17 protein-coding genes and 1 pseudogene are annotated in these 19,734 nt (G+C 70.2%); 4 read left to right on the forward strand and 14 right to left on the reverse strand.

What is annotated here, in order from left to right:
• Positions 1-72: 72 nt before the first annotated feature.
• The 5 genes from AB0D27_RS28885 to AB0D27_RS28905 form a co-directional block, all read right to left on the reverse strand.
• Positions 73-1,881: a carbohydrate-binding protein gene (locus tag AB0D27_RS28885; protein ID WP_362514704.1), complete on the reverse strand. Its 1,809-nt coding sequence runs from the start codon at positions 1,879-1,881 to the stop codon at positions 73-75.
• A gap of 70 nt (positions 1,882-1,951) precedes the next feature.
• Positions 1,952-2,869: a carbohydrate ABC transporter permease gene (locus AB0D27_RS28890; protein WP_362514707.1), complete on the reverse strand. Its 918-nt coding sequence runs from the start codon at positions 2,867-2,869 to the stop codon at positions 1,952-1,954.
• Entirely contained in the window at positions 2,866-3,786 is a 921-nt protein-coding gene (locus AB0D27_RS28895) for a sugar ABC transporter permease (RefSeq protein ID WP_362514710.1), read from the reverse strand. The genes AB0D27_RS28890 and AB0D27_RS28895 overlap by 4 nt, the downstream gene beginning before the upstream one ends.
• Before the next feature lie 12 nt (positions 3,787-3,798).
• Entirely contained in the window at positions 3,799-5,112 is a 1,314-nt protein-coding gene (locus AB0D27_RS28900; protein ID WP_362514713.1) for an ABC transporter substrate-binding protein, read from the reverse strand.
• Between the two features lie 18 nt (positions 5,113-5,130).
• Positions 5,131-6,309, reverse strand: a complete 1,179-nt coding sequence (locus tag AB0D27_RS28905; protein WP_362514716.1) for an ROK family transcriptional regulator — start codon at positions 6,307-6,309, stop codon at positions 5,131-5,133.
• A 178-nt stretch (positions 6,310-6,487) separates the two neighbouring features.
• Here AB0D27_RS28905 and AB0D27_RS28910 point away from each other — a divergent pair, with 178 nt between their 5' ends.
• Positions 6,488-8,602, forward strand: coding sequence for an alpha-galactosidase (locus AB0D27_RS28910; RefSeq protein WP_362514786.1), 2,115 nt, complete (start codon positions 6,488-6,490; stop codon positions 8,600-8,602).
• A 559-nt stretch (positions 8,603-9,161) separates the two neighbouring features.
• On the opposite strand, the gene AB0D27_RS28915 is transcribed toward AB0D27_RS28910, so the two are convergent.
• From AB0D27_RS28915 to AB0D27_RS28945, 7 genes and pseudogenes are all read right to left on the reverse strand, one after another.
• Positions 9,162-9,779, reverse strand: a complete 618-nt coding sequence (locus tag AB0D27_RS28915; RefSeq protein WP_362514719.1) for a hypothetical protein — start codon at positions 9,777-9,779, stop codon at positions 9,162-9,164.
• A 96-nt stretch (positions 9,780-9,875) separates the two neighbouring features.
• A complete protein-coding gene (locus AB0D27_RS28920; protein ID WP_362514722.1) occupies positions 9,876-11,726 on the reverse strand; it encodes a GMC family oxidoreductase in 1,851 nt (616 codons plus the stop codon).
• A complete protein-coding gene (locus AB0D27_RS28925) occupies positions 11,723-11,851 on the reverse strand; it encodes a hypothetical protein (protein WP_362514725.1) in 129 nt (42 codons plus the stop codon). The genes AB0D27_RS28920 and AB0D27_RS28925 overlap by 4 nt, the downstream gene beginning before the upstream one ends.
• Before the next feature lie 128 nt (positions 11,852-11,979).
• Positions 11,980-13,362, reverse strand: a complete 1,383-nt coding sequence (locus tag AB0D27_RS28930; RefSeq protein WP_362514728.1) for a hypothetical protein — start codon at positions 13,360-13,362, stop codon at positions 11,980-11,982.
• Positions 13,359-14,045, reverse strand: coding sequence for a GntR family transcriptional regulator (locus AB0D27_RS28935; protein WP_362514731.1), 687 nt, complete (start codon positions 14,043-14,045; stop codon positions 13,359-13,361). Before AB0D27_RS28935 ends, AB0D27_RS28930 begins: the two co-directional genes overlap by 4 nt.
• 30 nt (positions 14,046-14,075) lie before the next feature.
• Complete coding sequence (locus AB0D27_RS28940) at positions 14,076-14,642, reverse strand: PfkB family carbohydrate kinase (RefSeq protein ID WP_362514733.1); 567 nt, start codon at positions 14,640-14,642, stop codon at positions 14,076-14,078.
• Between the two features lie 209 nt (positions 14,643-14,851).
• Positions 14,852-14,956 (reverse strand): annotated as a pseudogene (locus AB0D27_RS28945) (aldolase); the annotation flags it as partial.
• A 243-nt stretch (positions 14,957-15,199) separates the two neighbouring features.
• Between AB0D27_RS28945 and AB0D27_RS28950 the strand changes: the two are divergent.
• Positions 15,200-16,336 carry a glycoside hydrolase family 64 protein gene (locus AB0D27_RS28950; RefSeq protein WP_362514789.1) on the forward strand — a complete coding sequence of 379 codons (1,137 nt, stop codon included), beginning with the start codon at positions 15,200-15,202 and terminating at the stop codon, positions 16,334-16,336.
• Positions 16,337-16,381: 45 nt separating this feature from the next.
• Here AB0D27_RS28950 and AB0D27_RS28955 read toward each other — a convergent pair whose 3' ends face one another.
• Positions 16,382-17,509: a sulfite oxidase gene (locus AB0D27_RS28955; protein WP_362514736.1), complete on the reverse strand. Its 1,128-nt coding sequence runs from the start codon at positions 17,507-17,509 to the stop codon at positions 16,382-16,384.
• Between the two features lie 53 nt (positions 17,510-17,562).
• A complete protein-coding gene (locus AB0D27_RS28960) occupies positions 17,563-18,222 on the reverse strand; it encodes a helix-turn-helix domain-containing protein (protein ID WP_362514738.1) in 660 nt (219 codons plus the stop codon).
• 118 nt (positions 18,223-18,340) lie between these two features.
• On the opposite strand from AB0D27_RS28960, the gene AB0D27_RS28965 reads away from it, so the two are divergent.
• Together AB0D27_RS28965 and AB0D27_RS28970 are read left to right on the forward strand one after the other, a co-directional pair.
• Positions 18,341-18,904: an NAD(P)H-dependent oxidoreductase gene (locus tag AB0D27_RS28965; RefSeq protein ID WP_362514741.1), complete on the forward strand. Its 564-nt coding sequence runs from the start codon at positions 18,341-18,343 to the stop codon at positions 18,902-18,904.
• Between the two features lie 125 nt (positions 18,905-19,029).
• Positions 19,030-19,707: an AIM24 family protein gene (locus AB0D27_RS28970; protein ID WP_362514744.1), complete on the forward strand. Its 678-nt coding sequence runs from the start codon at positions 19,030-19,032 to the stop codon at positions 19,705-19,707.
• The last annotated feature ends 27 nt before the right edge of the window (positions 19,708-19,734 follow it).

Below are 19,734 nucleotides of genomic sequence, written 5' to 3' on the forward strand. Positions count from 1 at the left end.
CGGCGCGTGCGGGAACGACGGTCCCCCGCGGGGCCCGGGTGTGTCAGGTCACCGGGCCCCGCGGGAAGCGGGTCAGACGGACTGCGGGACGACGATGCTGTCGATGTCGGGTGCGTATCCGCTGCCGCTGTCGAAGGTGATGGTGTTGGAGCCCGCCTTCAGTGCCAGCTGGACGCTGACGGTCTCGGCCGTGCTCCAGTCGCCCGTGGAGGGGAACTTCAGGCTGCTGCCGTTACCGCTGTTGGAAGAGACGGTCACCGAGCGGGGGTCGCCGCTGACGTAGGCGACCTTGACGGTGTAGATCCCGTCCTTCTTCACCGTGACGTCGTTGATCCGCAGCTTGCCGCCGGAGTAGAGGTTGCCGACCTTCTTGCCGCCGGAGCAGGCGTCGCATCCGGCGACGGAGGCGTTGCCCGACAGGGTGTTGGCCGCGGCCTCGGCCTCGTAGCTCGTGGTCGTCAGCGTGCTGCCCCCGGGATTGACGGTGAACAGCCGCGAGCCGTGCGCGGGCAGTGCCTCGGTGATCTTGTTCTTGTAGGTCCCGAGGTTCGCCTTGTTCCACAGGTCGCGCACGGTGGCGTTGCCGGTGAATCCGAAGGACGCCCAGTCGGCGCTGACGGAGGCCGGGGCGTCGCCGAGGTTGAACAGGGCGACGGTGTAGCTGCCGTCGGCGTTCTTGGTACCCCAGACCTGCTGGTCGCCCACGGGGGTGATCGGACGCGCGACGGGCGAGTCGTTCTGGTCGACGGCGATGACTTCCTTGTTGGTCAGCAGAGAGACGCCGTAGCTGTCCAGCTTGGTGAGGTCGTCACCAGTGAACAGCGGCGACTTGTTGATGGCCCACAGGGTCATGTAACTCTGCCGCTCGGCCTTGGTGAGGCCGTCCATCTCGCCGTTGCCGACGTCGATGGCGTCGAGGTCGTTCCAGCCGCCGGGGCCTGCCTTGTTGCTCCACGCCGGGGCGTCGTCCCACCGGTCGTTGACCGAGTTCTCCCAGGTGACAAGGGTGTTGCAGTAGCACTCGACGTCGGTGTCGATGCGCCAGCCGTTGGAGTACTTCTTCCAGTCGGCGGCGTGGCCGATGTCGAGGGACCAGGAGAGTTCGAGGTGGATCGGGCGGCCGGCGGTGGCGATGGCCTTGTTCCAGGCGGCGACGTCGGCGACGTTGTTGTAGTTGTCACCGGACTTGAACGAGCCCGGGCCCACCCCGTCCAGCTTGAGGAAGTCGTAGCCCCAGTCGGCGAACTGCTGTGCCTGCGAGTCGATGTACTTCTGCGCACAGGGCTTGTCGAAGTCCAGCTTGTAGGCGTTGTCCCAGCCGTTGGTGGTGCGCAGGTCCGAGTAGACGATGTCGGCGGTGGTGCAGTCGGGGGCGTTCCAGATCGGCGTCTTGCCGTCGCCGTACGCCCCCTTCTCCAGACCGACGGGCAGGTATATGCCGGCCTTCAGGCCCTTGGAGTGGATGTGGTCGGCGACCGACTTCATGCCGTGGGGGAAGCGGACCGGGTCGGGCGTCTGCCGGCCGTACTGGTCGAAGCCGGTCTTCCAGCTCTTGTCCATCCACCAGCCGGCATCGATGTTCACATGGTCGTAGCCGTACTTCTTGAGCTTGGACGCGAGGGCGTCCGTCTGCTTCAGGACGTTCGCCTCGGTGAGGTAGCTGTAGTCGCCGTCCGGGTTGAGGCCGGGGTACTTGGACGACTGCATGCTCCAACTCGACCAGCCCATGTACGGCTTGGCGGCGGTCGGAGCGGCGGCGGGGGTGGTCGTGCTGTCGGCCTGGGCGGCCGGGACGGCCGTCGCGACGCCCGCGGTGAGGGCGAGGACCACCATGGCTCTCAGGGCGCGGGTGGGCATGACGGAGTACGAGGATGACCGCATGGGTCGGACCTCCTGGGACGGTGTCAGCGGGGGCGGTTGGTGCAGGGCGGCTCAAGCCCCTGCGTTCGGCTCAGCCCTTGCCAGAGCCGATGGTGAGTCCGCTGATGAACTGGCGCTGGAGCGCGAAGTACACCAGCAGCGTGGGGATCGCGGTCATCAAGGCACCGGCCGCGATGAGGTTGGGATTGGTGAAGTACGCACCCTGGAGGTTGGCCAGGGCCGAGGTGATGGGGCGCTTGTCGCCGCTCTCGATCAGCGCGAGCGGCCAGAAGAAGTCGTTGTAGATCCAGATCGATTCGAGCGTCGCGAGGGCAGCGAACGCGGGGCGGCACAGCGGCAGGATGATCTGGAAGAACTGCCGCCAGACGGGGGCGCCGTCGACGAGCGCCGCCTCGGAGATCTCCTTCGGGATCGTCTTCATGTAGTTGCTGAGGACGAAGGTGCAAAAGCCCGACTGGTAGGCGATGTGGATCGCGATGATGCCCCAGGCGGAGTTGTAGAGGAGGAGCGAGTCGCTCATCCACTGCGGCAGCGGGATGAGGAGGTAGAGCCGGTACAGAGGGGTGATGAGGACCTGCGCCGGGAGCAGGTTGCCCGCGGTGAACAGCATCAGCAGGACGATGTTCCAGCGGAAGTCGAACCGGGATACGAAGAAGGCGACGGCCGCCGAGAACAGCAGCGTGCCGAGCACCGACGGGACGGTGATGAGGACGGAGTTCCAGAAGAAGTGCGGCATCCCGGACTGGTTCCAGGCGTCCGTGAAGTTGCCGAGGCTCAGGCTGTGCGGCCAGGAGAGATAGCCGTGCTGTGCCGTGTCCGAGTAGGGGCGCAGCGAGGTGTACATGGCCCACAGGAGCGGGACGAGCCAGAGCAGGGCTATGCCGCCGAGCATCAGATGGCGGCCGGTCTGGCGGCGGGGTGCCGTGGGGGGCTGCCCCTTCTCGGGCTGGCGGAGCCGGGAGGCCGGTCGCGTGACGGTCGTGGTCACTGGTCCTCCTTGCGGAACGTCTGGACGAGGAAGGTCCCGATGGCGGCAAGGGAGACCAGCAGCAGGACGACCGCTAGGGCGGAGCCGTAACCGATGTGACTGGACTCGCCGATGATGTTGTCGGTGATGAGGAGCGACAGCAGCTCCATGCCGGGCTTGCTGCCGACGCCGCCCCCGAGGACGTACACGATGTCGAAGGCCCGCAAGGACTCCATGACCGTGACGACGAGGATGATGATGTTGACCGGTTTCAGCGCCGGGAAGACCACCCGCAGGAAGGTCTGGCGGCCGTTCGCTCCGTCCAGCGCGGCGGCTTCCTTCAGCGCTGGGTCGAAACCTTTCAGACCGGCCAGGTAGAGGATCATGATGTAGCCGGTGTGGCGCCACCCCGAAGCGACGAGTACGGCCCACAGGTTGAGGTCGGGGTTGCCGAGCCAGTCGATGTGGTGTCCCGAACCGACCGCGCTCAGAAGGCCGTTGAGGAGGCCGGTGTCGGGGTTGTAGATGATCTCCCAGATGAAGCCGACGACGGCCAGGGAGAGCACCATCGGCAGGAAGATCGCGGTCTGGTAGATCCTCGTGAAGCGGATCTTCCGGTCGAGCTGGTAGGCGAGGAAGATGCCGAACGGGGTGGGCAGCAGGGCCGTGAACAACAGCCAGATCACGTTGTGCCGCACCGCGGGCCAGAACGGCGGGTAGTTGGTGAAGATCTGCTGGTAGTTGTCGAGGCCGATCCAGTGGATGTCGGCCAGGTCGATGCCGTCCCAGGTGGTGAAGGACAGGCCCAGGGAGGCCAGTGCGGGCAGCCACACGAAGAAGAGCAGGGCGGCGAGCGGGATGCCGATGAGGACGGTGAGGAAGATCCGGTCGCCGGGGCCGAGACGGCGGGGGCGGGTGCGCGAGGGGGCGGAGGCCATGTCCGGTGCCGGTCAGGCCGTGAAGAAACGTGAACGCTGGGACTCGATCTTCTTCAGCGTGCCGGAGCCGTCGTCGGGGTGGCCGAGCCACTGGGTCAGGCCGGGCAGGACGACGGTGGAGATGAAACCGGGGTCGCTGTCGCGGTCGGCGAACTGGCTGATGTGCTTCGCGGAGGCGATGAGTTGGGCCGACTTCTTCTGCAGGGCGTTGTACGAGCCGGTGCCGGCCTGTTCGTTGACGGCGAGGTTGCTCGGGTCCACGCCCATGTACAGCTCTTCGGCGTGGGCGCCGCCGAGGAATTTCAGGAGCTTCTTGGCGCCGTCCTCGTTCTTGGGCCGTCGGCTGAGCATGAAGCCGTCGGTGGGGGCCTCGACGGCGTCCTGGCCGTGGGTGGCGTCGATCTCGGGGAAGGAGAAGAAGTCGATGTCGGCGCGGATCTTCTCGTCGGTGATCTGCTGGCCGAGGAAGAGGCCGATGACGGCCATGCCGGACTTCTTGTCGAGCAGGGACTGTGCGGCGTCCTGCCAGGAGCGGCCGCCCGCGCTCGGCTGGTAGTACGGGGTCAGCTCACGCCACAGGTCGAGGATCGCGACGGTGCGCTTGTCGGTCCAGGAGACCTTGCCGCGCATCAGGGACATGTGGAAGTCGTAGCCGTTGGCCCGCAGGTTGAGGTAGTCGAAGGCGCCGAGGATGCTCCAGCTGTCGCCGCCGCCGTAGCCGGAGGCGATGGGAGCGAGCCCGTCCTTCTTCATCTGCTTGGCGAGAGCGATGAACTCGCTCCACTTCTGCGGGACTTGGTAGCCGCGCTCCTTGAAGAGGCTCTTGCGGTAGAAGACGGCCCACGGGTAGTTGTACAGCGGCACGAAGTAGTACTTGCCGTCCTCGCCGCGGGCGAGCTGCTTGGTCGCGTCGCTGAAGCCGGCGCCTATCGCGTCCCACACGTCGTCGAGGGGGCTGCACAGCTTCTTCTTGGCGAAGTACTGCATGCGGTAGCCGGCGAACCAGGTGAACACGTCGTCCGGGGTGCCCTGCAGATAGGTGGAGATGCCCTTCTGGAAGGTGTCGTGGTCGACGGTGTTCGTCTTGACCTTCAGCCCGCTGTCCTTGGCGAATGCCTCAGTAACGGAGGCGTAGGCCTTCTTGGGGGTGGCGTCGGCGCCGTTGGACCCGAAGGTGACGGTCTTCGGGTCGGCACCCGCTCCCCCGCCGCAGGCGCTCAGGACGGGCACGCCCAAGGCGGCCGCCCCGAGTCCGAACAGCCCACCGACCACTCCGCGCCGACCGGGACCCTGCGCAGCCAGGTGATGGCGGCTCTGCTGCGTCATCGTTACTCCTCGTGCGTGCTAGTACGTGTCTGATCTGATGAAAGACTGAATTGCGGTGGCCGCGGCTCCCCGCGCCCACTCCTCGAAGGGCAGCGGGCGGGTCTGCACATCGCACCGCGCGGCCGATCCGAAGGCGGCCGCCGTGAACGCGTCGCGGATCTGCTCGGCGAACAGGTCGTAGGCGGCCAGGCCCTCGCCGGAGATGATCACCCGCTCGGGACCGAACAGGTTGGCGACGGTCGCGATGCCCCGGCCGATCGCCTCCCCCGCCCGCGCGTACACCTCCCGCGCTCCGGGGTCGCCCTCGTGGGCCAGGTCCAACGCCTCGGCGGCATCGACCACTTGGACGCCGGTCACCTCCCGGACCCGGCCGACGATCGCCGAGTCCGCGGCGATCGCCTCGACACAGCCTCGGTTGCCGCAGTGGCACAGGGGGCCGGCCGGGTCGATGGCGACGTGCCCGATCTCGCCGGCCACGCCGTGCGCCCCCGACACGACCTGCCCGTGCACCACGAGACCGCAGCCGATGCCCGCGCCGACGGTCACCACGGCGAAGTCGGTCAGACCCACACCCGCGCCGAACCACTGCTCGGCCACGGTCAGTGCCCGGACGTCGTTGTCGACGGTGACCGGCAACCCGGTGGTCATCCCGGCCAGCTCGGCGAGCGGAACGTCGCGCCACTCCAGGAACGGCGAGTAGCGCACCACTCCGGCCGCGCGGTCCACGTCGCCGGACACCGCGATCCCCACGCCCTGGACCTGGACACCGAAACCGTCGGCCTCGGCCAGCAACTCCTGTACGAGCGCCGCGGTCGAGGCCAGCACCGACTTGGGGTCCCGGGTGGTGAGGGGCACGTGCCGGGCGACCCTGATGCGGCAGCACAAGTCGGCGAGCACGGCGATCAGTTCGTCGCCCGTCATCTTGACGCCGATGAACAGCGCCCGCCCGCCGTCGACCCGCACCGGGTTGGCGGGCCGGCCGAGCGACGGCTGCCGCGCGTCCTCGTCGACGTCCTCCACGAGGTATCCGGACTCGATCAGAGGCCGCACCGCCTTGGTGACCGCCGCCGCCGACAGCCGCGTCCGTCCGGCAATCTCCGAGCGGGTGAGCGGGCCGTGCGACAGCACGGTGGTGAAGATCTGGGAAGCGGCCGGCGTATGGGCCGGGAACGCCTCGGTACGAGAGGTCGAGCGCATGGCCGGAACCTAAGTCTCTTATTTTCCGCTGTCAATGAAAGAAGCAGGATTATCTTGAGGACCGCCTTTGATGGACCCCTGGCCTGCAAATGACAGATTCACTCGGGGTGTTGACACGTGATCCAAGGTCAGGGTTGGCTTTCGAGCGTCTCGTGGCACCACTGGAACGTGAGGACCCCTGTCGATGATCTCCTTCGCCCCGGACACCGGGGTCTGGCTGCTGACCACACCCCACACGTCGTACGCACTGCGCATCGACGCGACCGGGGCGCCCTGTCACCTCGCCTGGGGCGCCCGTCTGACGCTCGCCGAAGCCGAGGAACTCGCCGTGCCGCGCGCTCCGGAGACCAGCAGCTTCGAGGGCAGACCCCCCGTCGGGGAGGAACTTCCCGTCGACGGCGGGACGCGCTACGGGCCGCCGTCGCTGCAAGTCCGCTTCGCGGACGGCTCCCGCGCCTTCGAATGGCAGCCGTCCGGCCACCGCGTCCACGAGGGCGAGCTGGTGCTGGAGTTCCGTGACCGCCGCTACCCCCTGCATGTGGCGCTCCACTACCGCGTCCACGGCGACACGGACGTCATCGAACGCTGGACGACGGTCCGCAACGCCGGCGACGAGCCCGTCACCCTGCTGCGCGCCGACTCGGCCGCGTGGACCCTGCCCCCGCTCCGGGACTACCGTCTCAGCCACGTCACCGGACAGTGGTCCGCCGAGAGCCAACTACGCCGCGACCAACTCCCGTACGGCGAGACCGTGTTGACGAGCCGGCGTGGCATCACCAGCCATCACGCGAACCCGTGGCTGATGCTCGACGCGGGCGAGGCCACGGAGGACCACGGCAGGGTGTGGAGCGCCGCCCTCGCATGGAGCGGGAGTTGGCGGATCACCGTACAGCGCACGCCGGACGGGCGGGCCGGACTCACCGGAGGCGTGGGCCACGACGGGACGACCGTGCCCCTGTCACCGGGTGAGGAGTTCACCACTCCCCGGTTCGCGGGCCTGTGCACCGACGGCGGCTTCGGCGCGGCCAGCCGTGCCTGGCACGCGTACACCCTGGGTCATGTCCTGCCGCATCCGCACGAGGTCGCGCCGGTGCTGTACAACTCCTGGGAGGCGACGGGCTTCGACGTCGACGAGGTGGGGCAGAAGGCGCTCGCCGAGCGGGCGGCGGAGCTCGGAGTCGAGCTGTACGTCGTCGACGACGGCTGGTTCGGAGCGCGCCGCAGCGACCGGGCCGGACTCGGCGACTGGACACCCGCCCCCGACCGCTTCCCCGACGGCCTGGGTCCGCTGGTCGAGACGGTGCACCGGCTGGGCATGGGCTTCGGTCTGTGGGTGGAGCCCGAGATGGTGAACCCGGACAGCGACCTCTACCGCCGGCACCCCGACTGGGTGCTGCACTTCCCCGGCCGCCCCGGCTCCGAACTGCGCAACCAGCTCGTCCTCAACTTCGCCCGCGACGACGTCGCCGACTGGGCCTACGGCTGGCTGACCCGGCTGGTCGGCGAGCACGGCATCGACTTCCTCAAGTGGGACATGAACCGGGCGTTCAGCGAGGCCGGATGGCCCGGCGAGCGAGACGGCGCCGACCGCCTCGGACCGAAGTACGTGCGCAATCTGTACGCCGTCCTCGACCGGCTGCGCGCGGACCACCCGGCGCTGCGGATCGAGTCGTGCAGTGGCGGGGGTGGCCGCGTCGACCTGGGCATACTGTCCCGTACGGACCAGGCGTGGGCGTCGGACAACACCGATGCCGCCGACCGCATGGGGATCCAGCACGGCTACGGCCAGCTCTACCCGGCGCGCACGATGGGCTCGTGGGTCACGGACGTGCCGAACCAGCTCACCGGCCGGACCGTTCCACTGCGCTTCCGCTTCCATGTGGCGATGGCCGGAGCACTCGGCATCGGGGGCGATCTCACCCGCTGGTCCGAGGAGGAACTGCGCGAGGGCGCAGCCCTGGTGGCCGAGTACAAGAAGGTGCGCCATCTGGTCCAGCACGGCAGGCTGGACCGCCTGTCGCCGCCGTCCGAGGATGGCGTCTCGGTGGTGCAGTACACCGCCGCGGACGCCTCTCAGACGCTGCTGCTCGTCTGGCGGCGCGTCCCCCGCCACGGCGCCCCGCGGCTGCCGGTCCGGCTGCGCGGCCTCACCCCCACGGCCCGCTACCGCGACGCACGCACCGGCGCCCTGCACCACACGACCGTGCTCGCCGAGTACGGGCTCGAGATCGACCTTCCGCACGGCGACTGGTCGAGCACGGCCGTGCATCTGGTGCGTGAACCGGACGCCTGAGCTTCAACGGCCGTGCCTGCACGTCGTCGTACGAGACGCGACACGGCCTCGGGCCAGGAGGACCGGGTGGGTGCCCACCACCTGACGCCCGGTCGCCAGTCCGAGGACCGGAGCGGTCAGCGGGGCGAGGACACCGCCGGACGCGAGCGTTACGCCCAGCTGCCGCAGCCGCCGTGGCACGGTCTTGGGCCCGGTGAACGAGAGTGCGGCGAGCGAGGTGGCGGTCGAAGCCGGCGCTCGGCACGGTGCTGCGGGCGGTGGCCGTCGCCGTCACGGTCACGATGGACGGGGCGGCGAGTACGCGGGCCGGCGGGCGCACCGTCCGCACGCTCGTTCCGGCCCCACGCCTGTGCCCAGGGGTTCCGGCCGCGCCCATGTCCCCACGCGCCGCACGCCGGGGCGGCGGCGAGTACGCGGGCCGGCAGGCGCACCGTCCGCACGCTCATTCCGGTCCCACGCATGTGCCCACGGGTTCCGGCCGCGCCCATGTCCCCACGCTCCGCCGGCCGGGGCGGCGCGGCGAGCCGGGGCGTTCCCTCCGGCGCCCGGCTCGTGGCCCTCAGTAGCGCTGCGCCTTGGTCAGCCGAGGCGTCAGCTTGGGCGCGGCGGGCTCCCTGCTGATGGCGACGGGCTGGGCCCGCTGCCCCGGATCGAGGTTCTCCGCCCCTACGTACCTGGTGTCCACGACCTTGCCGTCGGAGTCCTTGAAGTCGATCTGTACGGCGTACGACGCCTTGTGGTCTGTCTTGTTGGTGATGGCGACGATCACGGCGAGCAGCCCACCGGTCTCCGCCCTGGGCAGGCCGGTCACGGCGACGTCGGACATCGCGTTGCCGCTGCCCTGCACGTTCTTCAGTTCCTTCTCCGCGGCCGCGGAAGCGCGTGCCGTCTCGGCCGAGACCGACGCCTCGAACGCCGAGGCCGCGGCGGAGGCTGAGGAGGCCGCCGCCGACGCCGAAGCGCGGGCGGAGTCGATGGCCGAGGAGGCGGCCGAGGCCAGCGCGGACGGCGCCGTCCCGGTGAAGGACGACGCGTTCGGCGCGGTGGGGCGGGGGCTGAAGGAGGAGGCGCCGCTGCCGCTGCCGCACGAGACGAGTACGCAGCCGGACACGGACGTGCCCAGAAGGACCGCGATCCGTCGTGATCCGCCGCGGCCGTGCGACGTGCGTCTGCTCATCGGGCTCGTCCTCTTCCTGCCGTACGGGACTCCCTCATGCTCCGCGCCGGACTCGGCGCCCGCGAACGACGGGGGCCCATTGGGGTGGCAGCGGGCTCAGGGTCCGTGCCCGCCGCCCTCCCCCTCGAGCCAGGTCTCCGAGATCGCCAGGGCCGCCGCCATGATGCTCAGCTGCGGATTGACCTCGGGGCAGCCGGGCAGGACGGAGCCGTCCGCGACGAGGACTCCGTGGGCGCCGCGGAGTCTGCCCTCGGGGTCGGTGGGGGCCCGCTGCGGATCGGCGCCCGCTGCGGCCGTGCCTGTGGGGTGGAACGCCGAGAGGTGCAGGTCGCGGGCGCTCACTCCCGTGAGCAGCTCGTCGAGTTCGTCGAGCGAGCGGGCGCGCGGCGCGGTCGGGACGCCGGTGAGGACCTCCTCGGCGCCCGCGGCGAAGAGCAGACGGCCCATGGCGCGCACGGCCGTCATCAGCCGATCGCCGTCGCGGGGGTCGAGGTCGTAGCGCACGAGGGTACGGTCCCGGCCCTGGACCCGGCCGGATGGCCGGTCGGCGATCATGGCACCGAGGGTCGCGAGGTGTTCGCTGTCCTCCAGTTCACGCCGCAGCTCGCGTCCCAGGCCGGGGAGGACGAGACTTCCCATGCCGGGCGGGCTCGCGGTGGCCTCGATGAGAACGCCGCGGGAGTGCAGTTCCTCGATTCCGACGCTCTGCAGCACACCCCGCCAGGCGGTGACCGGCTCGGCGAAGCGCCCCGCGACGCTCGTGGCCGGGTGCACGCTGAGGTTGCGGCCCAGCCGTGGATGGCCGCCCAGGCCTGAGCGGCGCAGCAGGGGCGGTGTCTGGAGCGCTCCGGCCGCCGTCACGACGAGGGGGCTCAGGATCTCCAGTTCGCTGCCGTCGGGCCTGCGTGCCTGCACTCCGGCGGCGCGCGGTGCCCCGGGTCCGTCGTGGTCCAACAGGATGCGGCGGACCCGTACGCCCGTAACGATGCGGGCGCCCGCGGCGCAGGCGTCGGGCAGCACGGACAGCTGCACGCTCTGCTTGGCACCGGTGGGGCAGCCGACCACACACTGGCACGAGCCCTTGCAGCCGGGCGCGTTGCGCCGCAGCGGCCCGGCCCGCCAGCCGAGCCGCCGCGCCCCCGAGAGGGCGAGCAGCCCGTTGTTGCCCAGGACGTCGAGAGGCTGGGTGGCGACGCGCAGGGTGCGCTCGATTTCGTCGAGCCGGGGCCCGAAGCTCTCGGCGAGCCCGAATCCGTACTCCTGGCTCCAGCGGGTCAGCACATGGTCGGGAGTTCGGTAGCAGGTACCGGAGTTGACCACGGTGGTGCCGCCGACCGCACGGCCGACCGGCAGCAGAAGCGGCGGGTTGCCCACGGCCACTGTGGCGCCGCCGTCCCGGTACAGCTCGGCGAAACGGTCGAGCGGCGCCCGGCGTCCGAAGGAGGCCGTCGAGTGGTGCTCGCCCTCCTCAAGGACCACGACGCCCAGTCCGGCGCGCGCGAAGGTCCGGGCGGCCACCGCGCCGCCCGCGCCGGATCCGACGACGACCACGTCGGCCGTGGAGCGTGTCGGCCACTCCTGGGCCGCGGTGCAGTCCAGGGGCGGATCCTCGGGTGCCGTGGCGGGAACGGACGCGGCCGGCATCCGCTCGGTGCCCGCGGCCAACAGCACGGGAATCTTGAGGACGTCGAGCAAGGGGGCGAGCCGGGGTCGTGCGGCCAGCGAGCCGAGCAGGCTCTCGCGTTCGTCGGGGCACAGCGCCGCCAGTCGCCTGCCGGTGCGCAGCACCGCATACGTCTCCAGAGCCGCGACGGCGGTGTGCACCCCGACCCGAGCGACCCGCGGCAGCGCGTCAAGCACGGCGTCAAGCCGATGCGGGACACGGGCGGCCCAGCCCTCATCACCCGCGTCAGCGAGCAGCGCCGCAACCAGCCCCTCGCCGCTCACCGGACACCCACCTCGGGCCACAACAGCACGACGAACACCACGTCGACCCGACACCGGACACCGGCGGCCCAGCCCTCAACACCCGCGTCGGCGAGCAGCGCGGCAACCAGTCCCCCGCCGCTCACCGGTCGCCCGCCTCGGGCCACAACAGCACGACAAACACCACGTCGACCCGACACCGGACACCGGACACCGGCGGACCAGCCCTCAACACCCGTGTCAGCGAGCAGTGCCGCAACCAGTCCCCCGCCGCTCACCGGTCGCCCGTCTCTGCGTGCGCGGTGCCGTCCAGGACCCAGGAGGCCTCCGGGCGCCAGTGGCCCCACCAGCGCTCCAGCACGATGCGGGCGTCGGCGGACTCGCTGTTGCGGCACACCGCGCGGGCTCCGTCCGGGTCGCGGTACTCCAGGGTGAGGGTCCGTGCGGCGGGCTGCTCGACCTCGACGCGGATGCGGCGCAGCGCCGTCCGTCCGGTCACCGTCCACTCGGGCAGCCCGAACCGGGCCCGGAATCGTCCTACGCCCAGTAGACCGATCGCCGACCGCTCCGCCCGCCGGGGCCAGATCCGGCCGCGATGGCGCAGCCGCAGGAAGACCAGCGGAGGCAGCCGCCGCAGTCCCGGCCGGGTGGACACGGCGGCGACGATCTCCAGGACGTCGTCGTCACCGAGATCGGCGTGCAGCCAGGCCCACCGGTGCGCGTTGCCGTGCCCGTAGAGGCGGGCCGAGGCACCGGGGGCGCCGCGCAGCGTCAAGGTCCGTTCCCCGTACGAGAATTCGCCCTCGTACGTGGCGCGCGCGGCCGGAAGCATCTGGGCGGCCGGCAGCAGCGGCCGACGCCAGGACCAGCGGGGGAAGGTGAACAGCGGGGGTCCTTGAGGGCGTTCGGTGAGTTTCCAGTGGAAGTCACCGGCGCTTCCCGTCAGTTGGCCGGACGCGAAGGCCACGCCGCCTCCCGCGAATCCGTCCGGCGGCCGGGGCCAGCGGACGGGTCCGAAGCGTGCGTGCCGTATCTCGCCCTCGCGAGGGAACGCCGCCACCCATCCGTGGGCCAGCGGCTCGGAACCGTCGGTGGGCGCGGTCAGTTCATGGTGCAGCCAGATGCCGGTGCCGCTCGTCGGATCGGTGAGCGTGGTGTACCAGACCTCGGTGCGTCCCGGTGTGCCGTTCCAGCGTGGTGCGAGGTATCCGGCGTGGCTCTCGAGGCGCGGGAAATGGAAGCTGAGGAGGAACGGCGCGAGGCCGGTCGCGAGCGGGAAGCGCAGAACCCCTTCGCCCACCGGCGCATCGCCCTCGTACAGCGTGAACGGCAGGACGGTCATCGACTCGACGGGGCGGCTCGGAGTCACCGACTTCCAGCCGTCCAGGGTGAGGGCGCGCCCGTCGGCGGTGAAGGCGAGCCGGTAGCGGATGCGCCGTCGGGCGAGGGGTGACACCTCCAACTCGCCCTCGACACCGGGGTCGTCGGCAAATCCGGCGATCCGCACGCGGCCGGTCAGGCGCGCCCGGGTCGTCCGGTGCGGGAGCAGTATCCGGTCGGCGTCGGCGCGGAGGTCGAGGCGTATGCGCCGCTGACGTGTCTCGCCGTCGAGCCGGACCGTACCGAGCATCGTCTCCTTGAACACCGTGCCCCTCATACAAGGCCGTCCAGCATGATGCGCTCGGTGGCCCGCAGGTAGGTGTCGGCGGCCGTGTGCGCCTGCCGGGCGTCGCCGGCCGTCACCGCGTCCACCACCGGGGCCAGGCGTTCGTGGGCCGCCAGGGGGTCGGTGAAGGGGCCCTTGAGCAGGGAGCGGACGGGCAGGTAGGCGTTGAAGAGGGTGTTCGTCAGCAGGACGTAGACCCGGTTGCCGGTCGCGCGGGCGAGGGCGCGGTGCACCTCGACGTCGGCCAGCTGCACCGCGTCGGCGCCGTCGGCCTCCCGTACGGCTGCCAGCAGCGCTCGGAGTTCGGCCCGCTGCGTACGGGTGGCCCTCGCGGCGGCCCGCTCGGCGATCAACGCGCCGATGCCGCGCCGCACTTCGAACACCTCGTGGACCCACTTCGCGTCATGCCGCACGAGCATGGGCAGCAGGTCCGCCCCGCCGAGCCGTGCGTAGTCGCGTACCCGGGTTCCCACGCCGTGCCGCGTTTCCAGCAGGCCGGCCTGGACGAGTCGGCCGAAGGCGTGCTTGAGCGTGGTGCGGGTGACTCCGTAGCCGTCGGCGAGCTGGCGCTCGGGAGGGAGGTAACTCCCCGCCGGATGGCGGCCGTTGAGGATGTCGGTGCGCAACCGGTCTTCCAGGACGTCCACGATGGTCTCGCGGGGCAGTGCCTCCACGGTTCCTCCTCCGGCGAGTGGATGAGTGGCTCATCCACTGAACCAGTACGGGCTTCTCACGGTCAACCCCTCTTCCCGGAAGGGTCGTTGACACGTGACCGATTTCAGAAGCCACCCGTCACCGACGTGAGCGCGAGCCACTCCTGGTCCGGGATGCCGAGAAGCTCTTCGATGCGTTCGGCATCCGGCAGCGGCCCGTGGTTCCCCCGTCACCCAGAGCGCCGAGATGGCGGTGATGTGACCCAGTCGCAGCGCCCGCACCACGTCCAGGCCGCGCAGCGGACCGGCCAGGAACCCCGCCGCGAAGGCGTCACCCGCGCCGACCGGTTCCACCACGGTCGTCCGCAGCGCCGGAACGGTGCACACGCCCTCGTCGCTGAACGCGCTCGCGGCGTACGCGTTGTCCTTGACGACGAGGACGCGCGGGCACCCGAGCAACTCCCGTACGTCCGCCGCCTTCAGGTCCTGACCCCACAGCCGCTGCGCCTCGTCGAGCCCGACGAACACGATGTCCGCCCGGTCGGCGAGATCGCGCGACACCGTGGCGGCCGAGACGTCGGGCCACAGCGCGGGACGGTGGCTGACGTCGAAGCTCACGGTGAGCGGACCGTAGAGCGCCCGTGTCACGAGCCGCGCGCAGGACGGCGAGCGCGCCGGGATGATCCCCGTGAAGTGCGGACTCGGCGCCGGCGACCGACACCCACAGAGCGTCCGCTCCCTCAAGGGACTGGGCGGCTCGGGCGCCAGCGCCGCCCTGCTCCCGCCGACGCACACGACCCGCCCGGTGGGCGGACGCCATCCATACGTCACACCGGCTCCCTCACCGCGGCGAGGAAGGAGCGAGCGCGCTCGCGCAGCGCGCTGAGGCTTCCCCCGTCGTCGGCGTCGCCGATGAGCGGCGAGCCGACCCCCTGTTGCGTCGGCGGCGACGGTCAATCAGGCGGGAAACAAGGGAAATTGGACCGGACCAACCTTGTATGAATCGTTGACATGTACGCCACTCGGCGCAATTCTGAGAGCGCTCTCAGGAAAACCGGACGCCAGCCGTCCGCAGGAGTCCACCTCGCTGAACCCCCACGTCAAGGAGGAAGAGAGTGCCCAGAAAACGCAGATGGCGTGCCTTGGCGGCAGCCGCGGCCACGCTCACCGCGGCGCTGTTGACGTTCGGAACCCCGCCCCGGGCCGAGGCCGCCGTTCCGGCGACCATCCCGTTGAAGTTCACCAACAACTCCGGGCGCAGCGACCCGGTCTACATCTATGACCTGGGCACGCTGCTGTCGACGGGCCAGCAGGGCTGGGCCGACGCGAACGGCACCTTCCACGCCTGGCCCGCGGGTGGCAATCCGCCGACGCCGGCACCCGACGCGTCGATCGCGGGACCGGCGAACGGTCAGTCGAAGACGATCCGGATCCCCAAGTTCTCCGGAAGGATCTACTTCTCCTACGGCCAGAAGCTCGACTTCCGCCTCACGACCGGCGGCCTGGTGCAGCCGGCCGTGCAGAATCCGAGCGACCCCAACCGCAACATCCTCTTCAACTGGTCCGAGTACACACTCAACGACTCCGGTCTATGGATCAACAGCACACAGGTCGACATGTTCTCGGCCCCGTACGCCGTCGGGGTGCAGCTCGCCGACGGCAGCACGAAGAACACCGGCCATCTCAAGCCGGGCGGCTACAACGGGTTCTTCAACGCGTTGCGGGGTCAGCCGGGCGGCTGGGCCAACCTGATCCAGACCCGGTCGGACGGCACCGTCCTGCGGGCCCTCTCCCCGGGGCACGGCATCGAGGCGGGCGCGTTGCCGAGCACGGTCATGGACGACTACGTCAACCGCGTGTGGCAGAAGTACAGTTCGTCGACGCTGACGGTGACGCCGTTCGCCGATCAGCCGAACACTAAGTACTACGGCCGTGTCTCCGGTGGCGTCATGAACTTCACCAACAGTGCCGGCGCGGTCGTCACCAGCTTCCAGAAGCCCGACTCCGACAGCATCTTCGGCTGCTACAAACGGCTCGACGCACCCAATGATCTGGTACGCGGCCCCATTTCCCGCACCCTGTGCGCGGGCTTCAACCGCTCCACGCTCCTGGTCAACCCCAACCAGCCGGACACCAGCTCCACGAACTTCTACCAGGACACGGTGACCAACCACTACGCCCGCAAGATCCACGCGCAGATGGCCGACGGCAAGGCCTACGCGTTCGCGTTCGACGACGTCGGGAACTACGAGTCGCTCGTCCACGACGGCAATCCGCAACAGGCCTACGTCACGCTGGATCCGTTCAGCTGACGGGTCCCGGGTGGCCGGAGCCGGCGCGGGTCTCCGGTCACCCGATCATGCCGTGTCGTCAGGGTCGCGGCAGAGGACGGGGACCCGCTGGACGAGGTTGTTCGCGAAGCCGCCCCGGTTCCACGGCTGCTCCAGCGGCTGAGTGTGCCCCTCGGCGTCGGTGGCCCGCGCGCTGAGCACATGGTGGCCGGGCGTGGCCGCCCAGTCGAACCGCCACGGGCGCCAGGCCCAGCGGTGGCCGCTTCCCCGGTCGAGGTCCGCCGCGTACCAGGAACGCCCCTCGTCCCAGCTGACCTCGACACCCGTCACCTGCGCACGCCCCGACCAGGCCCGGCCCTCCAGCGCCACGACACCGGGACTGACCACCCGGGTGCGGGACATGAAGTCGGGGAAGCCGGGCGGGATCAGCAGGGCGCGCGGAGCGATCCGGGTGACCGGCTCGCCCCCGTCGCCCGCGTACTGCCGCAGCCGGTAGGCCACGGCCTGCTGGAATCCCGTGAACGGCGTGTCCGTCACCGTGATGTCGCGCAGCCACTTCACATGAGCCATGCCGTACCAGCCGGGCACCACCAGCCGCAGCGGATATCCGTGCTGCGGCGGCAGTGGGGCGCCGTTCATCGCGTAGGCCACGAGGACCTCGGGGTCGTCGCCCAAGGCCACGACCAGGGGCAGCGCACGCTGGTAGTCCTGCTCGACGCCGCGCTCCACGCCGTGATCGGCGCCGGTGAACACCACCTCCACCGCGCCGGGTTCGACCCCGGCCTCGGCGAGCAGCACCCGCAGCGGCACGCCGGTCCACTCCGCCGTACCGACGGCCTCCACCAGCCACGGCTGGCTCACCGGCCGGGGCGTCAGCAGAGCCCGCCCGTTGCCCGCGCACTCCAGGGTCACTCGCTGGGTCAGCGCGGGGTATGTCTTCAGTTCGTCCACCCCGAGCCGCAGTCGCCGCCGCACCCGTCCGCCGAGAACGAGCCGCCAGGTGTCCTCTTCCGCGTACGGGATGTCGTAGTGGGTCAGCACATAGTGCAGACCCGGCGGTGTGACGTCGTAGCGCAGGGCCTCCAGCGGTATCCCGTGATTGCGAGCGGCGAGGGCCAGCTCCTCCTGGCTGATGCCCTCGTCCGGGCCGGCCAGCCGCGCGGGTGCGCTCACATCATCCAGGCGATGCCCCATGCCCGCATTGTCCGCCTGCCCGGCGAGGGGGCGCCAGACGGACAGTGGGGGCCCTATACGGACAGCGGGCGGATGCTGCGGTCCACCAGGTCGTGCCAGCCGGATTCCAGGCGCTGCAGGGACATGCCGCGCTGCCGGGTCAGATGGTGGACCAGGGCGGGTTCCAGGTATCCCATCAGGGTCTGGGCGAGGAGTTCGGTGTCCGCGGGCGGGCCGACCTGGCGCAGCAGCATGCAGACGTGCATGAAGCGGACGCGGTACGGCGCCGCGTTGAAGCGGCGGGAGGCGTCGGGCTCGGCGGCGAGGTAGAGGTCGAGTTGCTCGGAGGTCTCACGCAGGGCCCGACATCCGAATGCGTGCAGCCGCTCCACCGGTGACGCGCCCGGCCCGAGCGGGGCGGGACCGCTCATGAAGGCGGTCTGGAACCGCTGCTCGGTGTGGTCGAGCAGCGCCATCAGCAGCCCGGTGCGGTCGCCGAATCGCCGGAAGACGGTGCCCTTGCCCACCGATGCCGCGGCGGCCACGGCCTCCATCGTCACCTTGGCCACGCCGTGCTCCTCCACCAGGCGGGCGGCGGCCTCCAGCAGGCGCGCACGGTTGCGTGCGGCGTCGGCGCGCAGCTGCGGGACCTCGCCGGGAGAGGTGAGCTCCATCAGGACGGGTTCGTCGGATCGTTCCTGTCGCTTGGGGAACGGCGGGAGTGGGGTGGACATGAAGCCAGCGTAACCGCTCACCAGGACAACTGGACTGTGGTCCGGTTCGGTGATAGACATTTAAGCGGACCTCGGTCCGCTTTTGTTGCGGCAATGTTTCAGCTTCGGGAGATCATCCATGTCCGTACATATCCTCGCGCTCGTCGGCAGCCTGCGCGCCGGCTCCCACAACCGCCAGCTCGCCGAGGCGGCCGTCAAGCTCGCTCCCGAGGGAGCGGAGGTCGAGCTGTTCGAGGGCCTGGCCGACATCCCCTTCTACAACGAGGACATCGACGTCGAGGGCAACCTGCCCGCCGCCGCCGGCCGCCTGCGTGAGGCCGCCGGTCGCGCCGACGCCTTCCTGCTCTTCTCGCCGGAGTACAACGGCACGATCCCGGCCGTGCTGAAGAACGCCATCGACTGGCTGTCGCGCCCCTTCGGCGCCGGCGCCTTCGGCGGCAAGCCGGTCGCCGTGATCGGCACCGCGTATGGTCAGTTCGGCGGCGTCTGGGCGCAGGACGAGGCCCGCAAGGCCGTGGGCATCGCCGGCGGCACCGTCCTGGAGGACGTGAAGCTCTCCATCCCCGGCTCCGTGGTCCGCTTCGCCGAGACGCACCCCGTCGACGACGCCGAGGTCGCCGCCCAGCTCACCGAGGTCGTCCACCTCCTGCACAGCAAGGCCGGCGCGGTCGACGCCGCCTGACAACCCCCGTGAGGGCCGGCCCGGTTCACCCGGACCGGCCCTTTCGCATGTCACAGGATCGCTGCCGTATGTCTCAGGTCGCCACGATCTTGGCGGAACGAAATCCTCCGGGACAAGATGCCCGCATGAAGGGTGATCTCTTTTCCAGTGACCACATGGTGCAGCCCGCCGTCGCGCCGGGCATGACCATCCAGAACGCCAAGTCCATCAAGTACGCCGTCAGCGGCGAGATGCTCGCGCGGCAGGGCGCGATGATCGCCTACCGGGGCAATCTGCAGTTCGAGCGCAAGGGCCAGGGCGTGGGCGGCATGCTCAAGCGGGCGGTCACCGGTGAGGGACTGCCGCTGATGACCGTCCGCGGGCAGGGCGAGGCCTGGTTCGCGCATGAGGCGCAGAACTGTTTCATCGTCGGCATCGAGCCGGGCGACGTGTTCACCGTCAACGGCCGCAACGTCCTGTGCTTCGACGCCACGTTGTCGTACGAGATAAAGACCGTGAAGGGCGCGGGCATCACCGGCGGCGGCCTCTTCAACAGCGTGTTCACCGACCACGGCAGTCTGGGCCTGATCTGCGAGGGCAACCCGCTGGTCATCCCGGTCTCGCAGCAGCAGCCGGTCTACGTCGACACGGACGCCGTCGTCGGCTGGACCGCCCATCTGCACACCTCGCTGCACCGGTCCCAGTCGATCGGCTCGATGATCCGGGGCGGCTCCGGCGAGGCCGTGCAGTTGAAGCTGGAGGGCGAGGGGTACGTCGTCGTCCGCCCCAGTGAGGTGACGCCGCAGAAGACACAGCAGCACTGAGTCCGCAAGCGAGGAAGGGTGCCCCGC

Source organism: Streptomyces sp. NPDC048415 (genome assembly GCF_040651675.1).
Classification (GTDB): Bacteria; Actinomycetota; Actinomycetes; order Streptomycetales; family Streptomycetaceae; genus Streptomyces.

What these genes read in the sequence shown, in the direction of transcription:
- AB0D27_RS28930 (WP_362514728.1), bottom strand. Translation starts at nt 13,362, where the DNA reads ATGAGGGGCACGGTGTTCAAGGAGACGATGCTCGGTACGGTCCGGCTC.
- AB0D27_RS28885 (WP_362514704.1), bottom strand. Translation starts at nt 1,881, where the DNA reads ATGCGGTCATCCTCGTACTCCGTCATGCCCACCCGCGCCCTGAGAGCC.
- AB0D27_RS28965 (WP_362514741.1), top strand. Translation starts at nt 18,341, where the DNA reads ATGTCCGTACATATCCTCGCGCTCGTCGGCAGCCTGCGCGCCGGCTCC.
- AB0D27_RS28915 (WP_362514719.1), bottom strand. Translation starts at nt 9,779, where the DNA reads ATGAGCAGACGCACGTCGCACGGCCGCGGCGGATCACGACGGATCGCG.
- AB0D27_RS28895 (WP_362514710.1), bottom strand. Translation starts at nt 3,786, where the DNA reads ATGGCCTCCGCCCCCTCGCGCACCCGCCCCCGCCGTCTCGGCCCCGGC.
- AB0D27_RS28900 (WP_362514713.1), bottom strand. Translation starts at nt 5,112, where the DNA reads ATGACGCAGCAGAGCCGCCATCACCTGGCTGCGCAGGGTCCCGGTCGG.
- AB0D27_RS28955 (WP_362514736.1), bottom strand. Translation starts at nt 17,509, where the DNA reads ATGGGGCATCGCCTGGATGATGTGAGCGCACCCGCGCGGCTGGCCGGC.
- AB0D27_RS28960 (WP_362514738.1), bottom strand. Translation starts at nt 18,222, where the DNA reads ATGTCCACCCCACTCCCGCCGTTCCCCAAGCGACAGGAACGATCCGAC.
- AB0D27_RS28905 (WP_362514716.1), bottom strand. Translation starts at nt 6,309, where the DNA reads ATGCGCTCGACCTCTCGTACCGAGGCGTTCCCGGCCCATACGCCGGCC.
- AB0D27_RS28970 (WP_362514744.1), top strand. Translation starts at nt 19,030, where the DNA reads ATGAAGGGTGATCTCTTTTCCAGTGACCACATGGTGCAGCCCGCCGTC.